22 protein-coding genes and 1 tRNA gene are annotated in these 24,751 nt (G+C 39.2%); 14 read left to right on the plus strand and 9 right to left on the minus strand.

From position 1 onward, the window contains the following. Position 1: 1 nt before the first annotated feature. The 3 genes from ACWPW6_RS09180 to ACWPW6_RS09190 form a co-directional block, all read right to left on the minus strand. Positions 2 to 86, minus strand: a tRNA-Tyr gene (locus ACWPW6_RS09180). Between the two features lie 138 nt (positions 87 to 224). After that, positions 225 to 1,073, minus strand: coding sequence for a formyltetrahydrofolate deformylase (gene purU, locus ACWPW6_RS09185; RefSeq protein ID WP_154623829.1), 849 nt, complete (start codon positions 1,071 to 1,073; stop codon positions 225 to 227). Positions 1,074 to 1,272: 199 nt separating this feature from the next. After that, on the minus strand, positions 1,273 to 1,752 hold the full coding sequence (locus ACWPW6_RS09190; RefSeq protein WP_154623828.1) for a YchJ family protein: 480 nt from the start codon (positions 1,750 to 1,752) through the stop codon (positions 1,273 to 1,275). 131 nt (positions 1,753 to 1,883) lie between these two features. Between ACWPW6_RS09190 and rssB the strand changes: the two genes are divergently transcribed. Then, positions 1,884 to 2,894, plus strand: coding sequence for a two-component system response regulator RssB (gene rssB / locus ACWPW6_RS09195; RefSeq protein WP_154635699.1), 1,011 nt, complete (start codon positions 1,884 to 1,886; stop codon positions 2,892 to 2,894). A gap of 174 nt (positions 2,895 to 3,068) precedes the next feature. Next, entirely contained in the window at positions 3,069 to 3,989 is a 921-nt protein-coding gene (galU, locus tag ACWPW6_RS09200) for a UTP--glucose-1-phosphate uridylyltransferase GalU (protein WP_410241975.1), read from the plus strand. Positions 3,990 to 4,431: 442 nt separating this feature from the next. Here galU and hns read toward each other — a convergent pair whose 3' ends face one another. Further along, entirely contained in the window at positions 4,432 to 4,842 is a 411-nt protein-coding gene (gene hns / locus ACWPW6_RS09205) for a histone-like nucleoid-structuring protein H-NS (protein WP_163861532.1), read from the minus strand. Positions 4,843 to 5,392: 550 nt separating this feature from the next. Here hns and ACWPW6_RS09210 point away from each other — a divergent pair. Continuing rightward, positions 5,393 to 6,022, plus strand: a complete 630-nt coding sequence (locus ACWPW6_RS09210; RefSeq protein WP_247047249.1) for a thymidine kinase — start codon at positions 5,393 to 5,395, stop codon at positions 6,020 to 6,022. A 148-nt stretch (positions 6,023 to 6,170) separates the two neighbouring features. On the opposite strand, the gene adhE is transcribed toward ACWPW6_RS09210, so the two are convergent. Beyond that, complete coding sequence (gene adhE / locus ACWPW6_RS09215; RefSeq protein WP_154623668.1) at positions 6,171 to 8,828, minus strand: bifunctional acetaldehyde-CoA/alcohol dehydrogenase; 2,658 nt, start codon at positions 8,826 to 8,828, stop codon at positions 6,171 to 6,173. A 493-nt stretch (positions 8,829 to 9,321) separates the two neighbouring features. Here adhE and ACWPW6_RS09220 point away from each other — a divergent pair, with 493 nt between their 5' ends. The 7 genes from ACWPW6_RS09220 (at position 9,322) to oppF (ending at position 17,866) form a co-directional block, all read left to right on the plus strand. Beyond that, entirely contained in the window at positions 9,322 to 9,966 is a 645-nt protein-coding gene (locus tag ACWPW6_RS09220) for a YchE family NAAT transporter (RefSeq protein ID WP_163861536.1), read from the plus strand. Between the two features lie 628 nt (positions 9,967 to 10,594). Next, positions 10,595 to 12,211 carry an ABC transporter substrate-binding protein gene (locus ACWPW6_RS09225; RefSeq protein WP_454209625.1) on the plus strand — a complete coding sequence of 539 codons (1,617 nt, stop codon included), beginning with the start codon at positions 10,595 to 10,597 and terminating at the stop codon, positions 12,209 to 12,211. Positions 12,212 to 12,303: 92 nt separating this feature from the next. Continuing rightward, positions 12,304 to 13,944 (plus strand): oligopeptide ABC transporter substrate-binding protein OppA, encoded by a 1,641-nt coding sequence (gene oppA / locus ACWPW6_RS09230; protein WP_154623667.1) that lies wholly within the window; start codon positions 12,304 to 12,306, stop codon positions 13,942 to 13,944. Between the two features lie 78 nt (positions 13,945 to 14,022). Next, complete coding sequence (oppB, locus tag ACWPW6_RS09235) at positions 14,023 to 14,943, plus strand: oligopeptide ABC transporter permease OppB (RefSeq protein ID WP_250000440.1); 921 nt, start codon at positions 14,023 to 14,025, stop codon at positions 14,941 to 14,943. A gap of 15 nt (positions 14,944 to 14,958) precedes the next feature. After that, a complete protein-coding gene (gene oppC / locus ACWPW6_RS09240) occupies positions 14,959 to 15,867 on the plus strand; it encodes an oligopeptide ABC transporter permease OppC (RefSeq protein WP_163861540.1) in 909 nt (302 codons plus the stop codon). Positions 15,868 to 15,878: 11 nt separating this feature from the next. After that, positions 15,879 to 16,868 (plus strand): ABC transporter ATP-binding protein, encoded by a 990-nt coding sequence (gene oppD, locus ACWPW6_RS09245; RefSeq protein ID WP_154623665.1) that lies wholly within the window; start codon positions 15,879 to 15,881, stop codon positions 16,866 to 16,868. Further along, positions 16,865 to 17,866: a murein tripeptide/oligopeptide ABC transporter ATP binding protein OppF gene (gene oppF, locus ACWPW6_RS09250; protein ID WP_163861546.1), complete on the plus strand. Its 1,002-nt coding sequence runs from the start codon at positions 16,865 to 16,867 to the stop codon at positions 17,864 to 17,866. Before oppD ends, oppF begins: the two co-directional genes overlap by 4 nt. Positions 17,867 to 17,938: 72 nt before the next feature. Here oppF and ACWPW6_RS09255 read toward each other — a convergent pair whose 3' ends face one another. After that, on the minus strand, positions 17,939 to 18,271 hold the full coding sequence (locus ACWPW6_RS09255; protein ID WP_154623663.1) for an HI1450 family dsDNA-mimic protein: 333 nt from the start codon (positions 18,269 to 18,271) through the stop codon (positions 17,939 to 17,941). Positions 18,272 to 18,294: 23 nt separating this feature from the next. Continuing rightward, complete coding sequence (gene cls, locus ACWPW6_RS09260; protein WP_154623662.1) at positions 18,295 to 19,755, minus strand: cardiolipin synthase; 1,461 nt, start codon at positions 19,753 to 19,755, stop codon at positions 18,295 to 18,297. A gap of 312 nt (positions 19,756 to 20,067) precedes the next feature. Between cls and ACWPW6_RS09265 the strand changes: the two genes are divergently transcribed. Together ACWPW6_RS09265 and ACWPW6_RS09270 are read left to right on the plus strand one after the other, a co-directional pair. Then, entirely contained in the window at positions 20,068 to 20,241 is a 174-nt protein-coding gene (locus ACWPW6_RS09265) for a YciY family protein (protein ID WP_154624651.1), read from the plus strand. Between the two features lie 125 nt (positions 20,242 to 20,366). Continuing rightward, positions 20,367 to 21,104 carry a TonB family protein gene (locus tag ACWPW6_RS09270; protein WP_154624650.1) on the plus strand — a complete coding sequence of 246 codons (738 nt, stop codon included), beginning with the start codon at positions 20,367 to 20,369 and terminating at the stop codon, positions 21,102 to 21,104. A 104-nt stretch (positions 21,105 to 21,208) separates the two neighbouring features. Here the strand turns inward: ACWPW6_RS09270 and yciA are convergent, their stop codons facing one another. After that, positions 21,209 to 21,625: an acyl-CoA thioester hydrolase YciA gene (gene yciA, locus ACWPW6_RS09275; RefSeq protein WP_154624649.1), complete on the minus strand. Its 417-nt coding sequence runs from the start codon at positions 21,623 to 21,625 to the stop codon at positions 21,209 to 21,211. 293 nt (positions 21,626 to 21,918) lie between these two features. Between yciA and ACWPW6_RS09280 the strand changes: the two genes are divergently transcribed. Next, positions 21,919 to 22,113, plus strand: coding sequence for a YqaE/Pmp3 family membrane protein (locus ACWPW6_RS09280; protein WP_154624648.1), 195 nt, complete (start codon positions 21,919 to 21,921; stop codon positions 22,111 to 22,113). Between the two features lie 62 nt (positions 22,114 to 22,175). Here the strand turns inward: ACWPW6_RS09280 and ACWPW6_RS09285 are convergent, their stop codons facing one another. Continuing rightward, positions 22,176 to 22,730, minus strand: a complete 555-nt coding sequence (locus tag ACWPW6_RS09285) for a septation protein A (protein WP_163861549.1) — start codon at positions 22,728 to 22,730, stop codon at positions 22,176 to 22,178. A gap of 227 nt (positions 22,731 to 22,957) precedes the next feature. Between ACWPW6_RS09285 and ACWPW6_RS09290 the strand changes: the two genes are divergently transcribed. Further along, on the plus strand, positions 22,958 to 24,679 hold the full coding sequence (locus ACWPW6_RS09290; protein WP_247047247.1) for a SulP family inorganic anion transporter: 1,722 nt from the start codon (positions 22,958 to 22,960) through the stop codon (positions 24,677 to 24,679). Positions 24,680 to 24,751: the final 72 nt, after the last annotated feature.

The raw sequence follows: 24,751 nt of genomic DNA on the forward strand, positions 1-24,751 counted from the left end.
ATGGTGGTGGGAGAAGGATTCGAACCTTCGAAGTCTGTGACGGCAGATTTACAGTCTGCTCCCTTTGGCCGCTTGGGTATCCCACCAGATTTTGAATTGCTGTATTCGTTGACAGCGGGCGGCATCATATCAAATGACGCGCCCCTGTAAAGCATTAATTTTTAAAAGCTGTTTAAGTGCTGTTTTTTTACTCTGCATGCATATTTAAACAGCAGCTAAGTGTCTTACAAGATAATAGTTCTATTTCCGTAAACAAAAACGCGTTGCGCTAATACCCAATATAATGCATGGCTAAGCACGTTTTTTTCTACATCTCTACCCGCTCGCATCATATCGTCAGCAGTGAAGGTATGGTCTACATTAATGACGTTTTGCGTGATAATAGGGCCTTCATCAAGATTATCATTAACAAAGTGGGCGGTTGCTCCAATGATTTTAACGCCCCGTTCATATGCTTGATGATATGGACGGGCACCAATGAAGGCGGGTAAAAATGAATGATGAATATTAATGATTTGATTCGGGTAGTGCTGGACAAATGCGGGAGTCAATACACGCATATATTTGGCTAAAACAACATAATCAGGTTGGTATTGGTCGATTTGCGCAATCATTTTCTCATCATGCTGCTCTCGGGTTAAACCTTCATGGCTAATATGATGGAAAGGAATACCAAATTGCTCAACAAGGTTTTTTAGTGTGTCGTGATTACCGATAACAGCTGCAATTTCAACGTCTAAGCCATCGTATGCGCTTTTCATTAATAGGTCACCTAAGCAATGAGCTTCTTTCGTAACCATAATCACGATGCGACGACGACCCGATGAATTTAATTCACGTTTTGAACCTACTGGTAATGCATCATCTAGGTCAGCGAGAAGGGTTTCATCATTAAAAATCCCTTCAAGCTCCGTTCTCATAAAGAACCGACCAGTACGATGATCAACAAATTCATTATTTTGGACTATGTTGAGTTGGTGCTTGTAACAAATATTGGTGATTTTAGCGATCAATCCTTTTGCGTCAGGACATATAGTGCGAAGGACTTTTTTTTGTACATTTTTTTGTTGCATGGAGGTGTCTGATCCTTAACTTACAAAGCGAATTGGCTATCATTCTTTCTTTGCGGCGACTTATGACTAGGTTCATAACGCTCTGGTGCACAAAGATAAATCCTCTCTCTGTGAACCAGTTAGCCGCGTGAATGATAAAGCAAACAATTCAGCAAGCGATACATTCTGCATTTCCGTTACGATGGGTAAAACATAACCACTAATTATTGTTACAGCATTTTTTAAATTTTTTGCCGGAACCACATGGGCATAGGTCATTTCGACCCGTCTTAGGTGTCACACCATCTATGTAATACCAACGTTTATCTATGCGAAGAAAACGGGAACGTTCATGAATAAGCTGTTTATGATCAGCTTTTTCATCAATAAAGCAAGTTGAAAATTCGACATATCCTTCATCGCTATTTTTAGCATAAGAAGAACTAATAACACGAAGAGAGATCCATTTCGTTTGTGAGAAACTTTGTTGGAGTTCTTCTCGCCACTGTTCAGCCTGACAATCAGGATGCCAAGTTGCGATGAGATAATCCGCATTGTGTGTCACATACGCACTATAGCGGGATCGCATCAGTTGTTCTGGGGTTTCAGGCGTCGCTTTATTTTCGAGATAAGGTTGGCAACATTGGTCAAAAGGTGCGGTATTGCCACAAAAACAGCACTGGTTTAAGGATTGTTCCATCTTTTTACTCTATAAAAATAAGTATAGGTAATAAAAATAACTATACTTTAAAAGTGATAGTACAATGATTTTGTCATATGAATAATAGTATTGGTAGTTAATCGCCAATTATAGCCAGAAGTAGGTTCAACATGAAAAATAAAAAGATACTCATCGTTGAAGATGAAAAAATTTTTCGCTCAATGTTAGAAGGGTACTTACAAGCACAAGGTATGCAGGTTTTCGTCGCTGATAATGGTCAAAGCGCATTAATAAGACTCACGGTCGAAAAAATTAGGCCGGATGTTATTTTGTGTGATCTTAATATGCCAGTGATGAGTGGTGAGGCTTTTATGTCAGAACTGGTCGCTCAGCATATTCATATACCTGTCATTGTGATATCGGCGACAACCGATTTTACTCAGTTGGATCGTATGCTGAGGTTGGGAGCAAAAGATGCCTTATTAAAGCCAATCAAAAATTTAGAAGAGTTGAAAGTCACGATTCACGCCAATCTTTATCCAGAGCTATATGATAGTGAACTGATAAATACATTACATCCTCAAGATATCTCATCATTAATGGATTATGATGAGCAGGATATCATTCCTGTCTTAAAGCAACTGCAACCACCAGTAAATCAGGTTATTAATGGCTATCGAATTAATTACCGTCAATTAAATGCAATTAACCAATTTGGATTATTACTGGATTTAGCACCGATATCAGATACACAAATTGGTTTTTACTGTATTGATATTGAGCGTTCGCCTCGAGAAGGTATCATGGCAGCATTTTTGATCCGGGTTGTATTTAATGACTTATTAAAAAATGCGGTGAGTTTTCCTGATAAAAAGTTGCCGAAAATTGATAAAATTATTAATCAGATAAATTATTTATTAGAAGACTCTGGTTTTAGCGGGCAATTTCCAATATTGCTGGGGTATTTCAATACATATAATAAAGCAATTATTTTGGCTAGTGGTGGTTTGGAGGTTGAAGTATCTACCGAAAACGCACAATATAGCTTGTCACGAAGTGTTCCGCTAGGCACTTTAAAGCATCAACCCTCCAATCACTTGGATGTTCGAGGAACATTTTGGCAGTGTCGAATTTGGAATAATCATCAAAATATTAAATTAATGTTTAATCCAGAAGCTTAAGTTTTGTTTAAATTTAATCCATTAGATGCAATATCATTCCTTATTAGGGATTAGTACTATTTATCCAGAAATTATTCCTGTTATACTGCCTCGCACTAAAAACGCACCACATTATTACTGTTGATTTAGTCTATAGAATAAGGTGCTTAGGAGAATTCTGGAGTTATGACGAATATGACACAAAGAAAGGTACGTAAGGCAGTCATTCCTGTTGCGGGTCTCGGCACACGTATGCTTCCAGCGACTAAAGCAATTCCAAAAGAGATGTTACCTCTTGTTGATAAGCCACTCATTCAATATGTGGTTAATGAGTGTATCGCAGCAGGTATTAATGAAATTGTTTTAGTCACTCACTCATCAAAGAACTCGATTGAAAACCACTTTGATACGAGTTTTGAACTTGAAGCTATTTTAGAAGCGCGTGTAAAACGCCAGTTACTTGATGAGGTGCAATCTATTTGTCCTAGTCATGTCACTATTATGCAAACGCGTCAAGGTATCGCTAAGGGATTAGGCCATGCAATTTTGTGTGCTAAACCACTTGTGGGTGATGAGCCTTTTGCCGTTATTTTGCCCGACGTAATTTTAGACCGCTATAGCACCGATTTAACGAAATTTAATTTGAGCGAAATGCTTGAACATTTTGAAGCAACAGGTGCGAGTCAAATTTTAGTCGAGCCTGTTCCAGAAGATGAAGTATCCAATTATGGTATCGTGGATTGTGATGGTGCGGTTTTACTTCCTGGTGATAGTAAACCAATCAGTCGTATGGTTGAAAAACCGAAGAAAGAAGAAGCGCCATCAAACCTTTCTATTGTTGGACGTTATGTCTTATCCGAAAAAATTTGGGATACATTGGCGAAAACAGCACCTGGAGCTGGTGATGAAATTCAATTGACCGATGCTATTGCCATCATGATGGAAAATAATGAACCTGTTGAAGCATATCACTTATGTGGTAAAAGCCATGATTGTGGTAATAAGCTAGGTTATATGAAAGCCTTTGTAGAATATGGGTTGCAGCATGATACTTTAGGCAAAGACTTTTCCCAATGGATTAAAAATTTATCACACGAGTTGAACAGTTCTAAATAACACAGCTTCTCTCTATGATGATTGATAAAAGCTAACTGGAAGGTTGGCTTTTTTTGTTTGTTGATTTTAGAACAGTCGATAGTTAAGGGTAGTGTAATGTAAATTATTATTTAATTTAATTTACATATTGAATGGGTAAATACATCATTTTTTTGTATAACCCTAAATCTGATTATTCAATCACGCGTTTGAGGGTAGGGCAAATTACATAACTTTACTTTATGGTGTGACAAAATTTAAATCATAATGATAAATAACTTGGAGATAAAAAGTTCAACGACGGTTATAGCAGGTTGCGGTGTTTGGGTTAGGGGGCTTTTATTTAATACAGGGAATATTGGCGGTGCTATTTGTATAGACAGGCTTATATAATAAAAAAAACAAATATCAGATAAAAAAAACGCCCTAATATTAGGGCGTTTTTTTGAATAAGGTTAAAATTTTAGATTAAGAAATCGTCCAAAGATTTACCTTGTTCTTCAATGGCAATCTTGATAACAGCTGGCGTACGGCCTTGGCCTGTCCAAGTTTTAGTTTCGCCATTTTCATCAACATATTTGTATTTAGCAGGGCGAGCAGCACGTTTAGCACGAGTGCTAGTGCCTTTACCTGTATCTAAAATTTGAACAAGTTCGTTTAGATCGATACCTTGTTCCTCTGCCATTTGACGGAAACTTTCCAGCTTACGGCTTTTCTCTTCTAGCTCTGCACGAGCTTGATTTTCTTCTTCACGACGTTCTTCAACAACGACGGTTAATTTTTCCAGCATTTCTTCCAGTGATTCTAAAGCAATTTCTCTTGCTTGTGCACGAAGAGTACGGATGTTATTTAATGCTTTTAAAGATTCGCTCATTTTCCTGGTCTCAAATTTAATTGTTGGCCTGTGTACACTAATAATAGAATGCTATTTTATTTTCTGCAATAGCTAATTTACACTATTAGTTTAAAAGTTATCTTTACCAAAAGCAATTTTTTTACAAAAGAAATATTAACTTTTCACTGATATATATATACCGCTATTATCAATATCCAAACTAATGAAAAACGGATTCAATTAACCGAAGTTTTTTTGGATTATAATTTGAGGTACTCACTCGTAAACGGTGACATCTTTATTAGTGGTAAAATCTCAAATAAATGAGCCTAAACGTAAATTTTCTTTTTTTGATACAGCAGGCTAGCTATATGATTGATAAAATAACAGGCTATTTTGCACAAACGATAGTTCGTTATTTTACCTGTTATAGGAGCAAAAAAGGTGTTTAGTATCAGTCTAAATTCATTAAAGCCAATAGAGTTTTGTGTATTGTGCTGTTTTTAAACCCTTAAAATGCGGATTGTTAATCTAATAACATGTTTTATGGTAAGATTATTTCGTTTATTAATTTAGAGGAACTAGGCTGATGGCTCAGCTATATTTTTACTATTCTGCTATGAATGCGGGAAAATCGACATCCCTGCTGCAATCTTCTTATAACTATAATGAAAGAGGAATGCGCACATTGATTTTCACCGCTGAAATCGACACTCGCTTCTCGCAAGGTAAAGTCTCTTCTCGAATTGGGCTGTCTGCGGATGCGTTACTATTTTCGCCTACAACGAATATGGCTGAAATCATCAAAAGTGAAAATGGGATAAAAAAGGTACATTGTGTCTTAATTGATGAGTGTCAATTTTTAACAAAACAGCAAGTTGAACAGCTATGCGATATTGTCGATAACTGTGATATTCCCGTTTTATGTTATGGCCTGAGAACCGATTTTTCAGGAGAATTGTTTGCGGGTAGTCAATATTTATTAGCATGGGCAGACAAATTAGTCGAATTAAAAACAGTGTGCTATTGCGGTCGTAAAGCAAATAAAGTGTTGAGAATAGGGAATGATGGTATTCCCGTCTACGAAGGCGCACAGGTCGATATAGGCGGTAACGAGAAGTATATTTCAGTGTGTCGTAAGCACTATACGGAAGCCATCGAACAAGCAAAACTAATGAATCAAGGGGTTATTCCTAAGGTTGCTATTCACTTTAATTAACGTTAACTAATTGATGGTTACTGGAAATAAAACAGAGGCAGGGCGTTATTAGTTGATAAAAGTGTATAATAAATAATTACTTATTATATTACCCAAAAAGGCACTGGTTTTTAATCAGTGCCTTTTTATTAATTGTGCAATTATTTAATTATTTCTTTGAATTTTTCTTTTCTGTTTTCGCGGTTGCGACAACAGGTTCTTCAGTAAATTCACGTCCATAATAGGAATCAAGTAGCAGTTGTTTTAACTCGGAAATTAATGGGTAACGTGGGTTTGCACCTGTACATTGGTCATCAAACGCGTCCTCAGACAACTTATCAACATGCGCTAAGAAGTCTGCCTCAGCAACGCCAGCTTCACGTATAGACTTAGGAATGCCTAAATCTGCTTTGATCTCTTCAAGCCAAGCCAATAGCTTCTCAACCTTCGTATCGGTACGATCACCCGCTTTCGTCAGACCTAAATGGTCAGCGACTTCAGCATAACGACGACGTGCTTGTGGGCGGTCATATTGGCTGAATGCGGTTTGTTTGGTTGGGTTATCGTTGGCGTTGTAACGAATCACATTACTAATTAATAGTGCATTAGCTAATCCGTGCGGTATATGGAATTCAGACCCCAGTTTATGGGCCATTGAGTGACATACCCCTAAGAAGGCGTTTGCAAATGCAATACCTGCAATGGTAGCGGCGTTATGAACACGTTCTCTTGCCACAGGGTTAGTCGCCCCTTCATGATAGCTAGCGGGTAGATAGTCTTTTAATAAGCTCAGCGCTTGTAGTGCTTGCCCATCTGAGTATTCGTTCGCTAAAACAGAAACATAAGCTTCTAGAGCATGCGTCACAGCATCTAAACCACCAAATGCAGTCAACGATTTCGGCATGTTCATGACTAGGTTTGCATCAACGATCGCCATGTTAGGTGTTAGAGCATAGTCTGCTAATGGATATTTTTGACCTGTTTTATCATCAGTAACTACCGCAAATGGTGTCACTTCAGAACCAGTACCAGACGTTGTGGTAATAGCGACTAATTTTGCTTTCACGCCCATTTTGGGGAAGCGATGGATACGTTTACGGATATCCATAAAGCGTAATGCTAACTCTTCGAAATGGGTTTCTGGGTGCTCGTACATTACCCACATAATTTTGGCGGCATCCATTGGTGAGCCACCACCTAATGCAATAATGACATCAGGTTTGAAGGCGTTCATTTGTGCTGCACCTTTACGGACAACGGTTAAGGTTGGATCAGCCTCAACTTCAAAGAAGACGTCAGTTTCAATATGATGTTGTTTAAGGACATTAATGACTTCTTCGACATAGCCATTATTGAATAAATAACCATCAGTCACGATAAACGCACGTTTTGCACCATCCGTTGCTATCTCTTCAAGGGCAATAGGAAGACAACCGCGACGGAAATAAATTGAGTTAGGAAGTTTATGCCATAACATATTTTCAGCTCTTTTCGCCACAGTCTTAGTATTAATTAAGTGTTTTGGTCCAACGTTTTCAGAGATGGAGTTACCTCCCCATGAACCACAACCCAGTGTGAGAGAAGGCGCTAATTTAAAGTTATATAGGTCACCGATACCACCTTGTGAGGCAGGGGTATTAATCAAAATACGCGCTGTTTTCATTTTCACGCCAAAATAATTAACGCGTTCAGCTTGGTTATCTTGATCTGTATATAAACAAGAAGTGTGACCAATTCCGCCCATTTCCACCAGTAACTCTGCTTTTTCTACGGCATCTTCAAAGTTTTTACCACGATACATGGCGAGTAGTGGGGAAAGTTTTTCATGAGCGAATGGTTCTGATTCATCAATGACTTTAACTTCACCAATCAGAATTTTTGTCGTCACAGGAACAGTGATACCGGCCATTTCTGCAATTTTGTAGGCAGGTTGGCCAACAATGGCGGCGTTGAGATTACCATTTTTAAGAATAACGTCTTGAACAGCTTTCAGTTCTTTGCCTTGCAAAATATAGCCGCCATGGCTAGCAAAGCGTTCACGAACTTGATTATAGATTTCATCAACGACCACAACGGATTGTTCTGAGGCACATATCACGCCATTATCAAACGTTTTTGACATCAAAATAGAGGCAACAGCGCGTTTGATATCCGCAGTTTCATCGATCACTACAGGGGTATTTCCCGCACCTACACCAATAGCCGGTTTACCGGAACTATAGGCGGCTTTTACCATACCCGGACCACCAGTTGCTAAAATCAGATTGATGTCATCGTGATGCATGAGTGCATTGGATAATTCAACAGATGGCGCATCTATCCAACCGATGATATCTTTTGGTGCACCCGCGGCTATTGCTGCTTTTAGAACGATTTCAGCCGCTTTATTGGTTGCATTTTTTGCTCTTGGGTGTGGTGAAAAAATAATTGCATTTCGTGTTTTTAAGCTAATCAGCGACTTAAAAATAGCGGTTGATGTTGGGTTAGTGGTTGGCACGATACCACAGATAATGCCGATAGGTTCTGCAATTGTGATGGTACCGAAAGTTGGGTCTTCTGAAAGCACGCCACAGGTTTTTTCATCTTTATAGGCATTGTATATATACTCGGAAGCAAAGTGATTTTTGATCACTTTATCTTCAATAATACCCATGCCTGATTCTTCAACCGCCAGTTTTGCGAGAGGGATTCGTGCATCTGCTGCGGCAAGCGCCGCTGCGCGGAAAATACGGTCAACTTGTTCTTGAGAGAAGTTAGCGAATTCACGCTGAGCTTTTTTGACACGAGCAACGAGGTCATTGAGTTCGGTAACATTAGTTACTGACATAGAGATTACTCCTGATAAATGTTAAACTTTTTAAGCCAATGAGCAGTGCATCCAGAAACACAACGGTGTTACAAAAGTGAGTAGATAATTATAGTTTATATTTATTATCATACTTTGCTTATCCGCTTATTGGCTTAAAAAGCTTTTAAATCAATATGAAAAGCGTACTTTTCTTAAATTTTCTCTCCCTATCAGTTAAGAATAGATTAACATTATTCATATTTATTAACGTGATCTAAATCACAAAAAATCAAAACTGAAACCTTTCAGCATGGCAATTTTAGCCAAATTCGCTTCTTTTTTGGAAATTAACCCAAAATATCGTTATTACGCTGGTGAAATAGAGAAATAGCCTGCTTTTTGTATGCTTATTAAGCCGATGGTTAATCGTGGTAACTAAAACAAAACTTAGCACAATGTATTTCATTAATTTAATGATAAACTTTATCTATCGATCATTTTCTCAAACGAGACTTTTTGAAGGTGCTAATGAGTGGGTGCAGGATTACTTGATTTATCAGGCTATATAAAATTTTTTATCGGCCTTTTTGCGTTAGTAAACCCAGTAGGGATCTTACCTGTGTTTATTAGCATGACCAATTATCAAAGTAGTGCAGGGCGTAATAAAACCAATACGATCGCGAATACTTCTGTAGCTATCATTTTATGTACGTCCTTATTAATTGGCGATTCTATTCTTCAGCTATTTGGTATTTCTATTGATTCGTTTCGTATTGCGGGGGGGATCTTGATAGTGACTATCGCAATGTCAATGATCAGTGGGAAAATTGGTGAAGATAAACAAAATAAGCAAGAGAAAACAGAAACTGCCGTCCGTGATAGTATCGGCGTGGTTCCTCTTGCGTTACCTTTAATGGCAGGGCCAGGGGCAATTAGTTCTTGTATCGTTTGGTCATCTCGCTGGCATGGATGGCAAAATTTTATCGGCCTTGCGCTGACAAGTATTGTATTTGCATTTTGTTGCTGGTTACTGTTTCGTTCAGCGTCATTATTAGTTCGTTATTTAGGACAAACAGGTATCAACGTCGTGACGCGTATTATGGGCTTACTTCTGATGTCATTGGGGATTGAGTTCATTGTCACAGGTGTTAAAGCGATATTCCCAGGCCTTCTCTAATCCACTCCAAAAATGACTAATACCTCCTAATTAATCGTCACTAATATGGCGATTAATTAGGTTGTTATCGCATTAGTAATAATATTCTGAACGTTATAGTGCTTAAGCAATAAAGCGTATGTGGGTTTTTTTACTATCTCGTGTTAATAGAAAAAATAAAAGCCCAATATCATTATTTGATTATCATCAAAGGGATAATTTCACACATTAATGTGCTGTTATTTTGTACTATTATAGTCTGGCAATACTTATAATAATATGTCGCATTTTTTGTCAAAGAAGGTATAAAAAGTAAGGAAATGTGAGCTGAGTAAATTTTTACGCTATTTAATTTATCTAATGTTAATGATATGTTTAAACCAGTCCTTGGTATTTAAATATAGCAATAACAGATAAATCCTCTGTTAGTACCGTAAAATCATAATGTTTATTGATTTGTATAGTAACGATAGATTTCAGCATAATTACACAATGTTAACAATTTGTTGTTTTTTATAGGTGGTACTTGTGAATTATGAAAACTAATCTAAAAGGTGAGTGGTATCGCTAACTTAGGATATTACTTTGACGAAATAAGCCGATTAAGTGCTGGATTTTGTTGTAGCAACACTTATAACCTTTGAGGGTGATGATGAATTTTCTTTATAAGAGTTTGTGTTCACTACCTATTTTTTTAGTTGCATTTCATTCTAATGCCGCGCCTGTAGCGACGGCAGTTAAACAAGCTATTACGATTAATAATGGTTCTGAAGTTGCTTCATTAGATCCACATAAAGTTGAGGGTATACCGGAAACCAGTATTATCCTTAACCTGCTTGAAGGGCTCATTTATACGGATGTTGACGGTAAAGTCACGCCAGGCGTGGCTGAAAGTTGGACTAATGAGAATTATACCACTTGGGTATTTACGCTCAGAGATAATGCGAAATGGAGCGATGGTTCTCCTGTGACTGCCCAAGATTTTGTTTACAGTTGGCAGCGATTAGCTGACCCAAAAACAGGTTCACCTTATTCAAGTTATCTGCAAAGTGCCTATATTGAAAATGCTGCTGAGATTTTAAAAGGTCAAAAACCACTGGAGTCGCTAGGTGTAAAAGCACTCGATGAAAAACATTTACAAGTCACGCTGAGCCATCCTGTGCCTTATTTTATTGATATGCTTAACCATACGGCGATGAAACCCGTAAATAAGCAAGCAATTGAAAAATACGGGGATAAGTGGACGCAAAGTAATCATTTTGTCGGAAATGGCGCCTATTTATTGGATAAGTGGGTTGTTAACGAACGTATTGTTCTTAAACGTAACCCTTTGTATTGGAATAATCAGAATAGCAAAATAGATGAAGCAACTTTTTTAACCATTTCGTCGGAAGTCAGTGATGTCAATCGTTATCGTAGTGGTGAAATTGATATTAGTAATTCCGCTATTCCCCCCGTTTTATATAAAAAAATGCAATCAGAGCGACCAGATGAATTATATGTTCGTCCTTACTTATGCACTTTTTATTATGAGATTAATAATAACAAGCCACCTTTTACTGACCCCAGAGTGCGAGAAGCCATAAAACTCGGATTGGATAGAGACATTATTACTCATAAAATTATGGGACAAGGGCAGATAGTTGCTTATGGTTTTACGCCTACTTTTATTAATAATAGTGATTTTTCACCGCCTGAGTGGGCCAGTTGGAGTGATGAGAAACGCTATCAACGTGCAAAAGCGCTTTTAGCTGAAGCAGGCTACAATGCCGCGAATCCACTTAAATTTTCTCTGCTTTATAACACTTCTGATCAAAACAAACAGCAAGCCATAGTTGCTGCTTCCATGTGGAAAAAAAATATTGGGGCAGAAGTGAGCTTACAAAATCAAGAATGGAAAACATCATTACAAAGCCGCCACGACGGTAATTATGATGTCGTACGTGCGACTTGGTGTGCCGACTATAATGAGCCTTCTGCATTTTTGAACATCATGTCTTCAGATAGTAGTAATAATACCGCTTTCTATAAAAACCCTCAGTTCGATTCTCTATTAGAAAAAGCATTAGTTGCGCCTGATGATGCAGCGCGCAAGCAAATTTATCAACAGGCGGAGGCCTTGCTTGATCAAGACTCAGCGCTTATTCCTGTTTATTACCGAGTAAGTGTTCGATTGGTTAACCCAGCAATTGGAGGATTTAAAGGTAAAGACCCTCTTGATCATATGGATATTAAGCGGTTATATATAAACCAAACTAATAAATAGTACTAAAATAATATAATAAACAGTTTACCGCGTTGGTAAGCATCACAATCCACAATATAACAATGAAATATGGTATGGGAGTAACGGATAAGATGAGTAAATACATTCATAAAACCATGGTTGCTTTAGGTGTTACTGCTGGATTGATGGCTGGAGGGATGACGAGTAGTGTTGCTGCAACGGTACCTGCTGGTGTTGAGCTTGCGCAGAAACAAACACTCGTTCGTAATAATGGCTCTGAACCTCAATCTCTTGATCCACATAAAATTGAAGGTGTTCCGGAATCCGCTTTAGCTCGTGATCTTTTTGAAGGTCTCACGATCGTTGGACCAAATGGTGAAATTTTGCCTGGCTCGGCAGTCAGCTGGGAAAATAAAGATTTTAAAGAATGGACTTTTAAAATTCGTGAGGGAGCTAAATGGTCAAATGGAGATCCCGTAACGGCCCACGATTTTGTCTATAGTTTCCAACGTCTTGTTGACCCTGATACCGCTTCTCCTTATGCAAGCTATTTACAGTATGCGCACTTGAAAAATGTAGATGACATTATTGTTGGTAAGAAAAAACCAGAAGAACTCGGTGTTAAAGCATTAGATGACCATACCCTTGTTCTCGAATTGAGTGAAGCAGTACCGTATATCCCTAAACTTTTGATCCATTCTTCAATGTCACCAGTAAACAAAAAAGTGATTGAAAAATATGGTGCAAAATGGACTCAACCACAAAACTTTGTGGGGAATGGGGCTTATAAATTAAAAGACTGGACAGTCAATGAACGCATTGTCCTTGAGCGTAGCCCGAGCTATTGGGATAATGCTAATACCATTATCGACCAAGTCACTTACCTGCCAATTTCCTCTGAAGTTACCGATGTTAACCGTTACCGTAGCGGTGAAATCGACATGACTTACAGTAATTTACCCATTGAGCAATTTAAAACGCTGCAAAAAAATATGCCAGATGAGCTACGGGTAAATCCTTATCTGTGTATCTATTACTATGAAATTAACAACGAAAAGCCACCCTTTAATGATCCTCGTGTAAGGGAAGCATTAAAACTTTCTATGGATAGAGACGTCATTACTTATAAAGTGAAAGCTCAAGGCGATATCCCTGCTTATGGGTTTACACCACCATTTACCAACGGCATGAAAACGGAAAAGCCAGATTGGTATGCGAATATGACGCAAGAGCAGCGCAACGAAAAAGCGAAACAGCTGCTCGAAGAAGCGGGTTACAACAAAGCAAATCCATTGAAGTTTAATTTATTGTATAACACCTCTGATTTACATAAGCGTATTGCGATTGCCGCTTCCTCAATGTGGAAGAAAAACATTGGCGCAGAAGTCAAATTAGAAAACCAAGAGTGGAAAACTTTCTTAGATAGCCGACATCAAGGCGCTTATGATGTTGCTCGTGCTGGTTGGTGTGCAGACTATAACGAACCTTCTTCTTTCCTCAATATGCTACTGTCCCATAGTAGTAATAATACTGTTCATTATAAGAATAAAGACTTCGATGCTACGATGAAACAGACGTTGCAAGTGAAAACGGATGAAGAACGTGCCGATCTCTATGATAAAGCTGAAAAAATCTTAGATAAAGATTCCGCTGTTGTGCCATTGTACTACTATGTAAACACGCGTTTAGTTAAACCGTATGTGGGGGGTTATACAGGTAAAGACCCTCTCGATAACCTTCATACTAAAGACCTTTATATTATTAAGCACTAACAATAACAGTCCGGCTCTGAGGAGCCGGACAACAATGTGATGATTGGTCCGGCTAAGCAACAGATGTAGGGAAGGGCAATGTTAAAATTTATTATACGTCGCTTACTAGAAGCGATTCCGACACTTTTTATTCTTATTACGATTTCATTTTTTATGATGCGGTTAGCACCAGGCAGCCCTTTCACGGGAGAACGTAAACTACCGCCTGAAGTTATGGCGAATATAGAAGCGAAATATCACTTAAATGACCCGATGTATAAGCAATATTTCAACTATTTAGTGCAATTATCTAAAGGTGATTTTGGCCCATCATTTAAATATAAAGACTATAGTGTTAACGACTTAGTCGCGAAAGCATTTCCTGTCTCTGCAAAATTAGGGGCAACTGCCTTTATCGTTGCCGTATTCTTTGGTGTGTCTGCTGGCGTTATTGCCGCATTAAATCAAAATAGTAAATGGGACTTTACGGTCATGGGGTTTGCCATGACGGGGGTTGTCATCCCCAGCTTTGTAGTGGCACCGCTATTGGTGCTGGTTTTCGCCATTCATTTGAAATGGCTCCCTGGTGGTGGCTGGGACGGCGGTAATATCAAACACATGATATTACCGATGGTGGCATTATCGCTAGCCTATATTGCAAGCATCTCACGTATTACACGTGGCTCAATGATAGAGATTATGCACTCAAACTTCATTCGTACTGCGCGTGCAAAAGGCTTACCACTTCGTACTATCATCTTACGTCATGCATTGAAACCTGCTTTGCTTCCTGTGCTTTCGTATATGGGGCCTGCATTTGTGGGGATTATCACAGGTTCAATGGTGATAGAAACGATTTTTGGTTTACCAGGCATTGGGCAATTATTTGTTAATGGTGCATTGAACCGTGACTATTCATTGGTTCTTAGTCTAACCATTTTAGTCGGTGTATTGACCATTGCCTTTAATGCGATTGTCGATGTGTTATACGCTGTTATCGACCCGAAAATTCGTTATTAATCCGGAGAAGACACTGTGTTATTGAATCAAAAGAATAGTGAAGCTCTGGAAAAACTTTCGGAGCAATTAGATATTGAAGGGCGTAGTTTGTGGCAGGATGCACGACGTCGATTTATGCATAACCGTGCTGCGATATTTAGCCTGTTTGTCCTATTTTTGATTACGTTATTTGTGATTTTTGCACCGATGTTATCCCCCTTTTTATATGATGATACGGACTGGGAAATGATGTCGATGCCGCCAGATATGGCGAGTGGGCACTATTTTGGTACCGATGCTTCTGGTCGAGATCTTTTAGTTAGGGTCGCTATCGGTGGGCGTATCTCTCTGATGGTTGGGGTCGCTGCTGCACTTGTGGCTGTTATTGTGGGCACACTTTATGGCTCTCTGGCTGGCTATGTTGGTGGAAAAGTAGACTCCTTTATGATGCGTTTATTGGAGATCTTAAACTCATTTCCATTTATGTTCTTTGTGATTTTGCTAGTGACATTATTTGGCACGAATATCTTATTGATATTTGTCGCTATTGGTATGGTTTCTTGGTTGGATATGGCGCGTATCGTGCGTGGGCAAACTTTAGGGCTGAAACGAAAAGAATTTATTGAGGCCGCTTTAGTTTGTGGTGTGAGCACTCGCCACATTATTTTACGCCATATTGTTCCTAACGTATTAGGTGTTGTTGTCGTGTATGCATCATTACTCGTGCCAAGTATGATCTTATTTGAATCGTTTTTAAGCTTTCTCGGGTTAGGTACTCAAGAGCCGTTGAGTAGTTGGGGGGCATTATTAAGTGATGGTGCTAATTCTATGGAAGTGACGCCATGGTTATTATTGATCCCAGCGTGTTTTCTTGTTGTCACACTATTTTGTTTTAACTTTATCGGCGATGGTTTACGTGATGCCCTCGACCCGAAAGACCGCTAGAGGGAATGACTATGTCTGAAATTAAATCATCTAACCCTCTACTGAGAGTTAAAGATCTCAACGTCACTTTTTCAACGCCAGATGGTGATGTAACAGCCGTTAATAAACTGAATTTTGAATTACGTGCCGGTGAAACCTTAGGTATTGTGGGAGAATCAGGTTCAGGAAAATCCCAAACGGCTTTCGCTCTCATGGGGTTGCTAGCCCGTAATGGCAAAATAGGTGGCTCGGCCATATTTAATGGTCGTGAAATCCTTAATTTAAAAGAAAAGGATTTGAATAGGATGCGAGCAGAAGAGATTTCGATTATCTTCCAAGATCCTATGACGTCATTAAATCCTTACTTAAAAATTGGAACACAATTATCTGAAGTGCTAATGCTGCATAAAGGTATGGGGAAACAGGAAGCTTTTGAAGAGTCCGTACGTATGCTCGATGCAGTAAAAATGCCAGAAGCCCGTAAAAGAATGAATATGTATCCTCATGAATTTTCTGGTGGGATGCGTCAACGTGTCATGATCGCCATGGCATTATTGTGTCAGCCTAAATTATTGATAGCGGATGAACCGACAACGGCATTAGATGTTACGGTTCAAGCGCAGATCATGACGTTATTAAATGAACTGAAACAAGAGTTTGATACCGCTATTATTTTGATCACTCATGACTTAGGCGTGGTTGCTGGGGTGTGTGACAAAGTTCTGGTGATGTATGCAGGGCGTACCATGGAATACGGCACAGCGCGCGATATTTTTTATCATCCTTCTCATCCCTATTCGTTGGGATTACTTGCAGCAGTACCGCGTTTGGATGGTGATGATGAAAGTCTCGCAACCATACCTGGTAACCCGCCTAATTTGTTGCGCCTGCCAAAAGGCTGCCCATTTTCTCCGCGCTGCCAATATGCGAATGAACAATGTATTGAACATGAGCCTGAGCTGAGCGTCTTTTCAACGGATCGTTTGAGAGCTTGCTTTAAGCCAGTGGAGGAGTTGGTATGACACAGCATGAAAATAGACCCGTTTTGCTCGAAGTTAATGATTTAAAAGTTCATTTTGCTATTCGAGACAAAAAACAATGGTTCTGGCAGCCTGATAAAAGTTTAAAGGCGGTTGATGGTGTGACACTGCGCTTATATGAAGGTGAAACACTGGGTGTCGTGGGGGAATCTGGGTGTGGAAAGTCCACTTTTGCTCGCGCTATTATTGGGTTAGTGAAATCATCGGGAGGCACCGTCAGTTGGTTAGGACGTGATTTACTAGGGTTAAATGAAAAACAGTGGCGAGATGTACGTAACGACATTCAAATGATTTTCCAAGACCCTTTGGCGTCACTAAATCCGCGTATGACAATCGGTGATATCATCGCTGAACCGTTGAAAACCTATAATCCAAAGATGCGTCAATCTGAAGTGACGGAAAAGGTCAGAAAAATGATGATGCGAGTAGGGTTATTACCCAATTTAATCAACCGTTATCCTCACGAGTTTTCTGGTGGACAATGTCAGCGTATTGGGATTGCAAGAGCACTGATCCTTGAACCCAAACTCGTTATTTGTGATGAACCAGTATCTGCACTTGATGTGTCCATTCAAGCACAGGTGGTTAATTTATTGCAAGAATTGCAAAGGGAAATGGGCTTATCCTTGATCTTTATTGCTCATGATTTGGCCGTCGTAAAGCATATTTCTGACCGGGTATTAGTGATGTATTTAGGTAATGCGGTTGAGTTGGGAACCTATGATGAGGTGTATAACAATCCTCTTCATCCTTATACGAAAGCCTTGATGTCAGCAGTGCCTGTTCCTGATCCGGATAAAGAGAAAAATAAAGCGATAGAGTTATTGGAAGGGGAATTACCTTCTCCCATTAATCCACCGTCGGGTTGTGTGTTTAGAACTCGTTGCCCATTAGCTGATGAAGGTTGTGCGAAAACGAAGCCTTTGTTAGAGGGAAGTTTTAAACATGCGGTATCTTGTTTAAAGGTTGATCCACTTTAACGATGAAATTTAAAAGGGCCGTTAGGCCCTTTTTTTAATGCGTATTTTATGCGAAAGCCGTATCAATATTGATCAACGCTTCCATAAAATATGGTGGAAGGGAACGGCTGGATTACGGCTAATCAAAACTCGAGCAAAGATATCGTTAATATCTTCATCTGCGGATTGCGCTAAGCCAATAATCACTTCGCTAAAATTTTCTAAATTAAATTCAGGTTGAATAATGCTTTGCCAATGCGAAGTCAGTGGCACAATTTCAGCAGCGCCACACTCTTCAAATTGCAGGGCAAAAATCACCTGATCAGCAGGCTCTAAGTTTGTCATAGCGCCTTCTAGGAACAAGTCATAGGCTATTTCAATGATTTCATCCTCATCGATAAGTTGTACAGTTAGTGGCTTAGTCATGACAGTTCCTAAAGTTAAATAAATTACAATAACGGGCTAAAGAAGTAGCATAAACGTTCAACAACGCGATTCCAGAATGGTCGTTGTTCCCATTCCTCGATTTCGAGTCGTGTAGAACGGGCGATATAATCATACTGTACCATCGTTAGGTCGCTACCAAAGTTTTTATCATCGATCACAACGGTGATTTCAAAATTCAGCCATAAACTCCGCATATCCAAGTTGACCGAGCCTACGAGGCTAAGTTCTCCATCAACTAGAACACTTTTCGTGTGCAAGAGTCCATCTTCAAATTGATAAATTTTGACGCCGGCTTCTAACAACTCAGAATAAAACGAACGGCTTGCCCAACGAACAAGAAACGAGTCATTTTGCCTTGGCATCACAATACTGACATCGACTCCACGCATTGCTGCGGTGCAAATAGCGTGTAATAAATCATCACTAGGAACGAAATAAGGCGTAGTCATTATGAGCTGTTTACGAGCGGAGAAAATCGCCGTCATTAATGATTGTTGAATCAACTCGTCAGGGAAACCTGGACCAGAAGCAATCATTTGCGTGGTATGACCGTTAGCTTGTTCAAATGGCATAATATTGGTGTCTGGTGGCGGTGGCAAAATACGTTGTCCCGTCTCCATTTCCCAATCAAATGCATAAACAATACCTAACGTGGTACTGACAGGGCCTTCCATACGTACCAAAATATCGACCCATTCACCCACACCAGCATCCTGCTTGAAATAGCGTGGGTCAACCATATTCATACTTCCGGTATAAGAGATATAGTTATCGATCACCACAATTTTACGGTGTTGACGTAAATCCATGCGGCGCAAGAAAAAACGCATTAGATTTACTTTTAATGATTCAACAAATTCAATTCCAGCAGCCCGCATTTTGGCGGGGTAATCGCTACGGAAAAAATGCCAACTACCCGCAGAGTCCACCATAATGCGGCATCTTACACCACGTTTAGCCGCGTTGAGTAAGGCTTCGGTAACGCCATCGACTAATCCACCGGGTTGCCAGATATAAAATACCATTTCAATAGAATGCTGTGCATTGTTGATATCGTTGACGATAGATTTAAGGGATTCTTCACAAGTAGTCAGGAGCTGAATGCGATTCCCTTTAACGCCAGCAATACCTTGGCGTTTTTCACACAACTGAAAAAGTGGCTCGGCGACAGGGCTATTTTCAGTGGCAAAAATATGTTTTGAATGACGCAAGTTTTCAAGCCAAGTCGCGACAGATGGCCACATTTGCTGTGCTTTATCAACACGCCGTTTCCCCAAATGGAGCTCGCCGAATGCAATATAGGCGATAATACCGACTAATGGCAGAATATAGATAATTAATAACCATGTCATCGCTGAGGTGACAGGGCGTCGTTTCACAAGAATTCGAACGGTAATTGCTGCAATTATTAACCAATATAAGAAAAACAATAACCAGCTCAATAGCGTATACACGGTTGCCATAATCGATTACATGCCTCACAAAATAGGAGAGTGTAAAAATAGTCAAAAAATGAAATAGACCTTATAAAATAAAAACTGATGTTAATCCTAATAGAATTTAGCAAAAAGTCATCTTAAAAGCTTTGCTAAATCTTATAGATTAATAATGAAAAAACAATTTATTCTCTTGATAGTTATCTTTTGATATCAAATTCATGCAGAGTTGAAATATTTTACCAATTTTAAGGTTATTCTTGGCTAGCGCGACTAAAGGTCTATAATATTTTACCAATTTCACTCGTAGTTAAATTCAGTAATCAAAAGGATAAAAAAATGAGACGTAGTAGGCATGAAGTGGGTCGCTGGCGGATGTTAAGACAATCCTTAAGACGCCGTCGACGCTGGCTTGAAGGGCATTCAAGGCGCAATATGCATATCTACTCAATCAGAAAATTTGATATCTATAAACGCCGCCGTTCCTTACTATTTACCCAGTGGAGTGAGTAAAAAGAGTAGGGCTCAGTCTCACAATTTTCACTTTGAATGACAAACCTTATTGAATATGATTGCTATTTGCATTTAAACTATCGATCATATTCTTTAGGTTGAAAGTCGTAGGGTAGAAAATTCGTATGCGTTGGATCCGTTGGCCTCTTATTATTATCATTTCGTTGTCTATTCATGCAGGGCTTGCTATGGCATGGATTTTCAATCAGCCGAAGACAGCAACCGTGGTGGAGCCTATGACGATAGCCATGGTTGCATTTGAGTCGGATGAACCCGCGGTCGAGCCTGCCGCCGCTCAACCGGAACCAACGCCACAACCTGAACCAGAACCTGAGCCAGAACCAGAACCTATTGTTGAACCTGAACCCGTTGTTGAACCGGCTATCGCATTAGAAAAGAAACCTGAAGTTAAGAAAAAGCCAAAGCCTAAAAAAGAAGAAAAACGTGAAGTTAAGAAAGAGGCGAAGCCAGTTGAAAAACAGCTAGCAAACAACGATTTAAAACCGCTATCTAACTTGAATGCCGCGGCGCCTAAATCAACGGCGAATGTCACTGCAAACAACAAAGGGGCAACGAGCTCTCAATCTACCAGTCAACGTGGACCTAAAGCTATCCGTAAACAGGCTCCTTCTTACCCAGAACGTGCTCGCCGTTTAGGTAAAGATGGTTACGTTAAGGTTCGCTATGACATTGATGCTGATGGGCGTGTTACCAATATTGAGTTTGTAGAAGCAACGCCAAAAGGTTTATTTGAACGTGACGTAAAACGCGCGATGAATCGTTGGACATTCGAAAAATTGCCTGCAAAAGGTTATGTGACGGAAATATATTTCAAAATTGATGGCACAGTAAGCCAAGTGTAAAGCCGTTTTGTTAAACGATAGAGAAAATAAAACGCCCCCAGAAACGACTAAATAAGTTTTGGGGGCGTTATTGATTGGTCAGATACTCGAATTGATATGCAAAGTTACTCAGTGCTCTCTAACTGAAAATATTGTTTTTCCTGAGGTAGTTGACGAGGCGAATTATCATCATTAACAGCCACATAGGTGAAGACGGCATCTGTTGCTCGATAACGATGACCCACTGGCTCTGTCGCCACTTTTTTTACCCATACTTCAATATTAATGGTAATGGAGCTTTTACCTGTTTTTAAACAACGCGCATAGCAGCAAACTACATCACCAACGGCGACAGGTTTTTGAAATTTAATGCCATTTACGGCAACAGTGACAACGCGCCCAAGTGCAATTTCTTTTGCTAAAATTGCACCGCCAATATCCATTTGAGACATTAACCAGCCACCAAAAATATCACCATTTGCATTTGTATCTGCTGGCATGGCTAAAGTACGTAAGACTAATTCCCCGTTTGGTAATTGCATATCAAACTCTTTATCAAAATATAGAAATATTTAAACCCATTCTCATCATAAACTAGAATGAGCGTATCCGTCACGATGAATCATGAACTGATACGCTTATTGCTGTTAAAAGCGTCAAAAGATAACTGGAATGTGTTATCAATAGCTTTTTATAAGGCAATAAAAGCAAATAAATAGACTAAAAATATGCAAAGAAACTGCAAGAAGTGTTTTTTATATTTCATATTGAGACTTGACTGTCTACAATGGCAAAATATTTGCTAAAGTTGGGTCGTAAACTCTAGGGAGATAATATGAGATTGATATTGGCAATTTTATTACCTTGGTTACAGTTTTTTACTATCGGTCGCCCATTCGCAGGCATTATTTGCCTCATTCTACAAATTACGTTAATTGGTTGGCTTCCTGCCGCAATTTGGTCAGTGTATGCCTTATCCCAATACAATACAGATAAGAAAATAGATCAGGCTCTCGGAAGAGGTCGTTAAAAATAAAAAAACCTGCAAATGCAGGTTTTCTTTTTTTTATTCGTAATCGCGTAACTAATCTATTACTTTTCTTGTTCGATGGGTTCTTTCGACATGTTTTTGTAAATATAAATAACACTGAGGACAGTAAAAATTAACGTTCCCGCGGTTAAACCAAACACTTTAAAATTCATCCAAGTATCCAACGATAACCAAAACGCGATATAAATATTTAATGCCGCACAGACAATAAAGAAAATAGCCCATGCGCTATTTAATTTAACCCAATGACTATCTTGTAACTTAATTTCTTGATTACTACCTAACATACGCTGAATTAATGGTTTTTTAGTGAACCATTGGCTAATCAGTAATGCCAAAGCAAATAATGCATAAATAATGGTTACTTTCCATTTGATAAAGGCGTCACTGTGGAAAATCAAGGTGAGGGAAGCAAACACCATCACCAGTATACAAGTGATTTTTGCGACTTTTTCGACGTGTTTATAAATCAGGTATGTTGCGAGTAATGCTAAAGGGGTTGCTACCAGTAACGCACCGCTGGCATAAAAAATATCATAACTTTTATAGACAATAAAAAATATCACCAAAGGGATAAAATCAATAAGTTGTTTCATAACAGTGAGTACCACAGCCTCGCATAAAGATAATGGGGTAGTTTAACCGATTTTTAGATGAGTTGTTAAGAATTTGCTTCTTTTTACCAATAAACACGCTTTGTTACCAATCATATTTGCATTATTTTACGGTTATTTGAGATAAGTGATAGATAATCTTTGATACTTCAGATATATATAGTATCTATAATAATTTAACTCATTAATTTTTAGAGAGTTTTCTGACAATGATAAAGGCGCGACTGTTTGTCTGGATGCCCGGCTTAGAAACGTTATTTCATTATCGTTTTGCTGACTTAGGTCCTGATGTTAAAGCGGGTTTATCGGTTGCAGCAGTCGCTTTGCCTGTCGCAATTGCTTATGCTGAACTGATGGGAATCAATGCCATTATCGGTTTATATGCATGCATTTTCCCAATGATTTTTTATGCATTATTTGGCACATCAAAACAATTGATTATCGGCCCTGACGCTGCAACTTGTGCGGTGATTGCCGCTGCGGTTAGCCCTTTGGCGATGGGGGATGAAGCAACGCGATGGCAATTGATTATTGTTATGAGTCTCATGACGGGAATGTGGTGTTTGATTGCGGCTCGGTTTAGGTTAGGCACGTTTGCTGATTTTTTATCGCGACCAATTTTACAAGGGCTGTTAAATGGTGTTGCTATTACTATTATTGTCAGCCAAATCGGTAAAGTTTTTGGTATCGTCGATTTGCCGAGTGGTTTTATTGAGCGCTTAGTCGCTTTTCCAACCGCATTATTGGCTACCCATATTCCCACTTTGTTGATGTCAGTTATGACATTCATCATTATCATTACAATAAAAAAAATACGTAGCATGTGGCCATCATTATTGATTGCGATGATCTTTGCTACATTCGTCAGTTATGTTTTCGACATTGAAAAATATGGAATTAGTGTGGTGGGGGATTTGGGGGAAGGGCTTCCTTTCATTCCTATGCCGCAATTTAACCCAGGATTGATGCGTGATTTAATTACCCCTTCTTTAAACTTGGCTGTCATAAGCTTTGTGAGTTTTATGATGACAGCGAGAAGTTTCGCCAGTAAAAATGGCTATAGCATCGACGCTGATCAAGAATTACGCGCTTTAGGTATGGCCAATATTGCGTCAGCATTCTCTCAAGGATTTGCGGTTAGTGCGGCCAGTAGTCGTACCGCGGTAAATGATATGATGGGGGGGAAAACTCAGCTGGTCTCGATTGTTGCTGCTGTCGCGATTGCAATGGTGCTGCTTTTTTCTGTCGATTTATTGGAATATATACCAATGCCTGCATTGGGTGTGGTGTTAATTGTTTCGACGTGGTCATTGCTCAGTATTCGTAATATAGGGTCGATGCGCAAACGCAATAAGCAAGCCTTTACTCTGAGTATCTTTACACTCGGTGCGGTATTAGTTGCTGGGCTGATAAATGGTGTTGGCTTAGCGGTTTTGCTTGGATTATTACAGTTTATTCGCGTTATTTTCCGTCCAACAGACCAACTGTTAGGGGTTGATGACCAAGGGATGCTACATTCAATTTCTAAAGATAATGGCGTTCAACCTGTTGAAGGTGTGTTGATCTACCGGTTTAACTCACCATTGACCTATTTTAACGTTAATTATTTTAAAGAACGTTTAAATAAACATTTGGATAATCAGCCCAAACGTCCAGCATGGGTGATCGTTGATGCCGCTGTTAGCTTCACTCATAACGATGTAAGCGTTTTTTCTGCGTTAAATGATATCGTGACGGCGTTAAAAGCAAAAGGGGTAACACTGGTACTGGCGGGGCGTAGAACATCAATCAACAGCTGGTTGGAGAAGAATAAAATTAATCGTTCAGACGATGACCTGTTGGTTGTACCTGATATCTATTTTGCTATTCGTCTGATCCAAAGTAAGCAACAGAAGCAGCTAAAAGAGCTGGAATCACCCGATCCCGAATAACGCCGAGATATTGATTAGTGTTAATGATGCTAGGCTATAAAATCAAACGGCACCTTAATGAGAGAACATTTA

Source organism: Providencia sp. Marseille-Q8014, assembly GCF_965112055.1.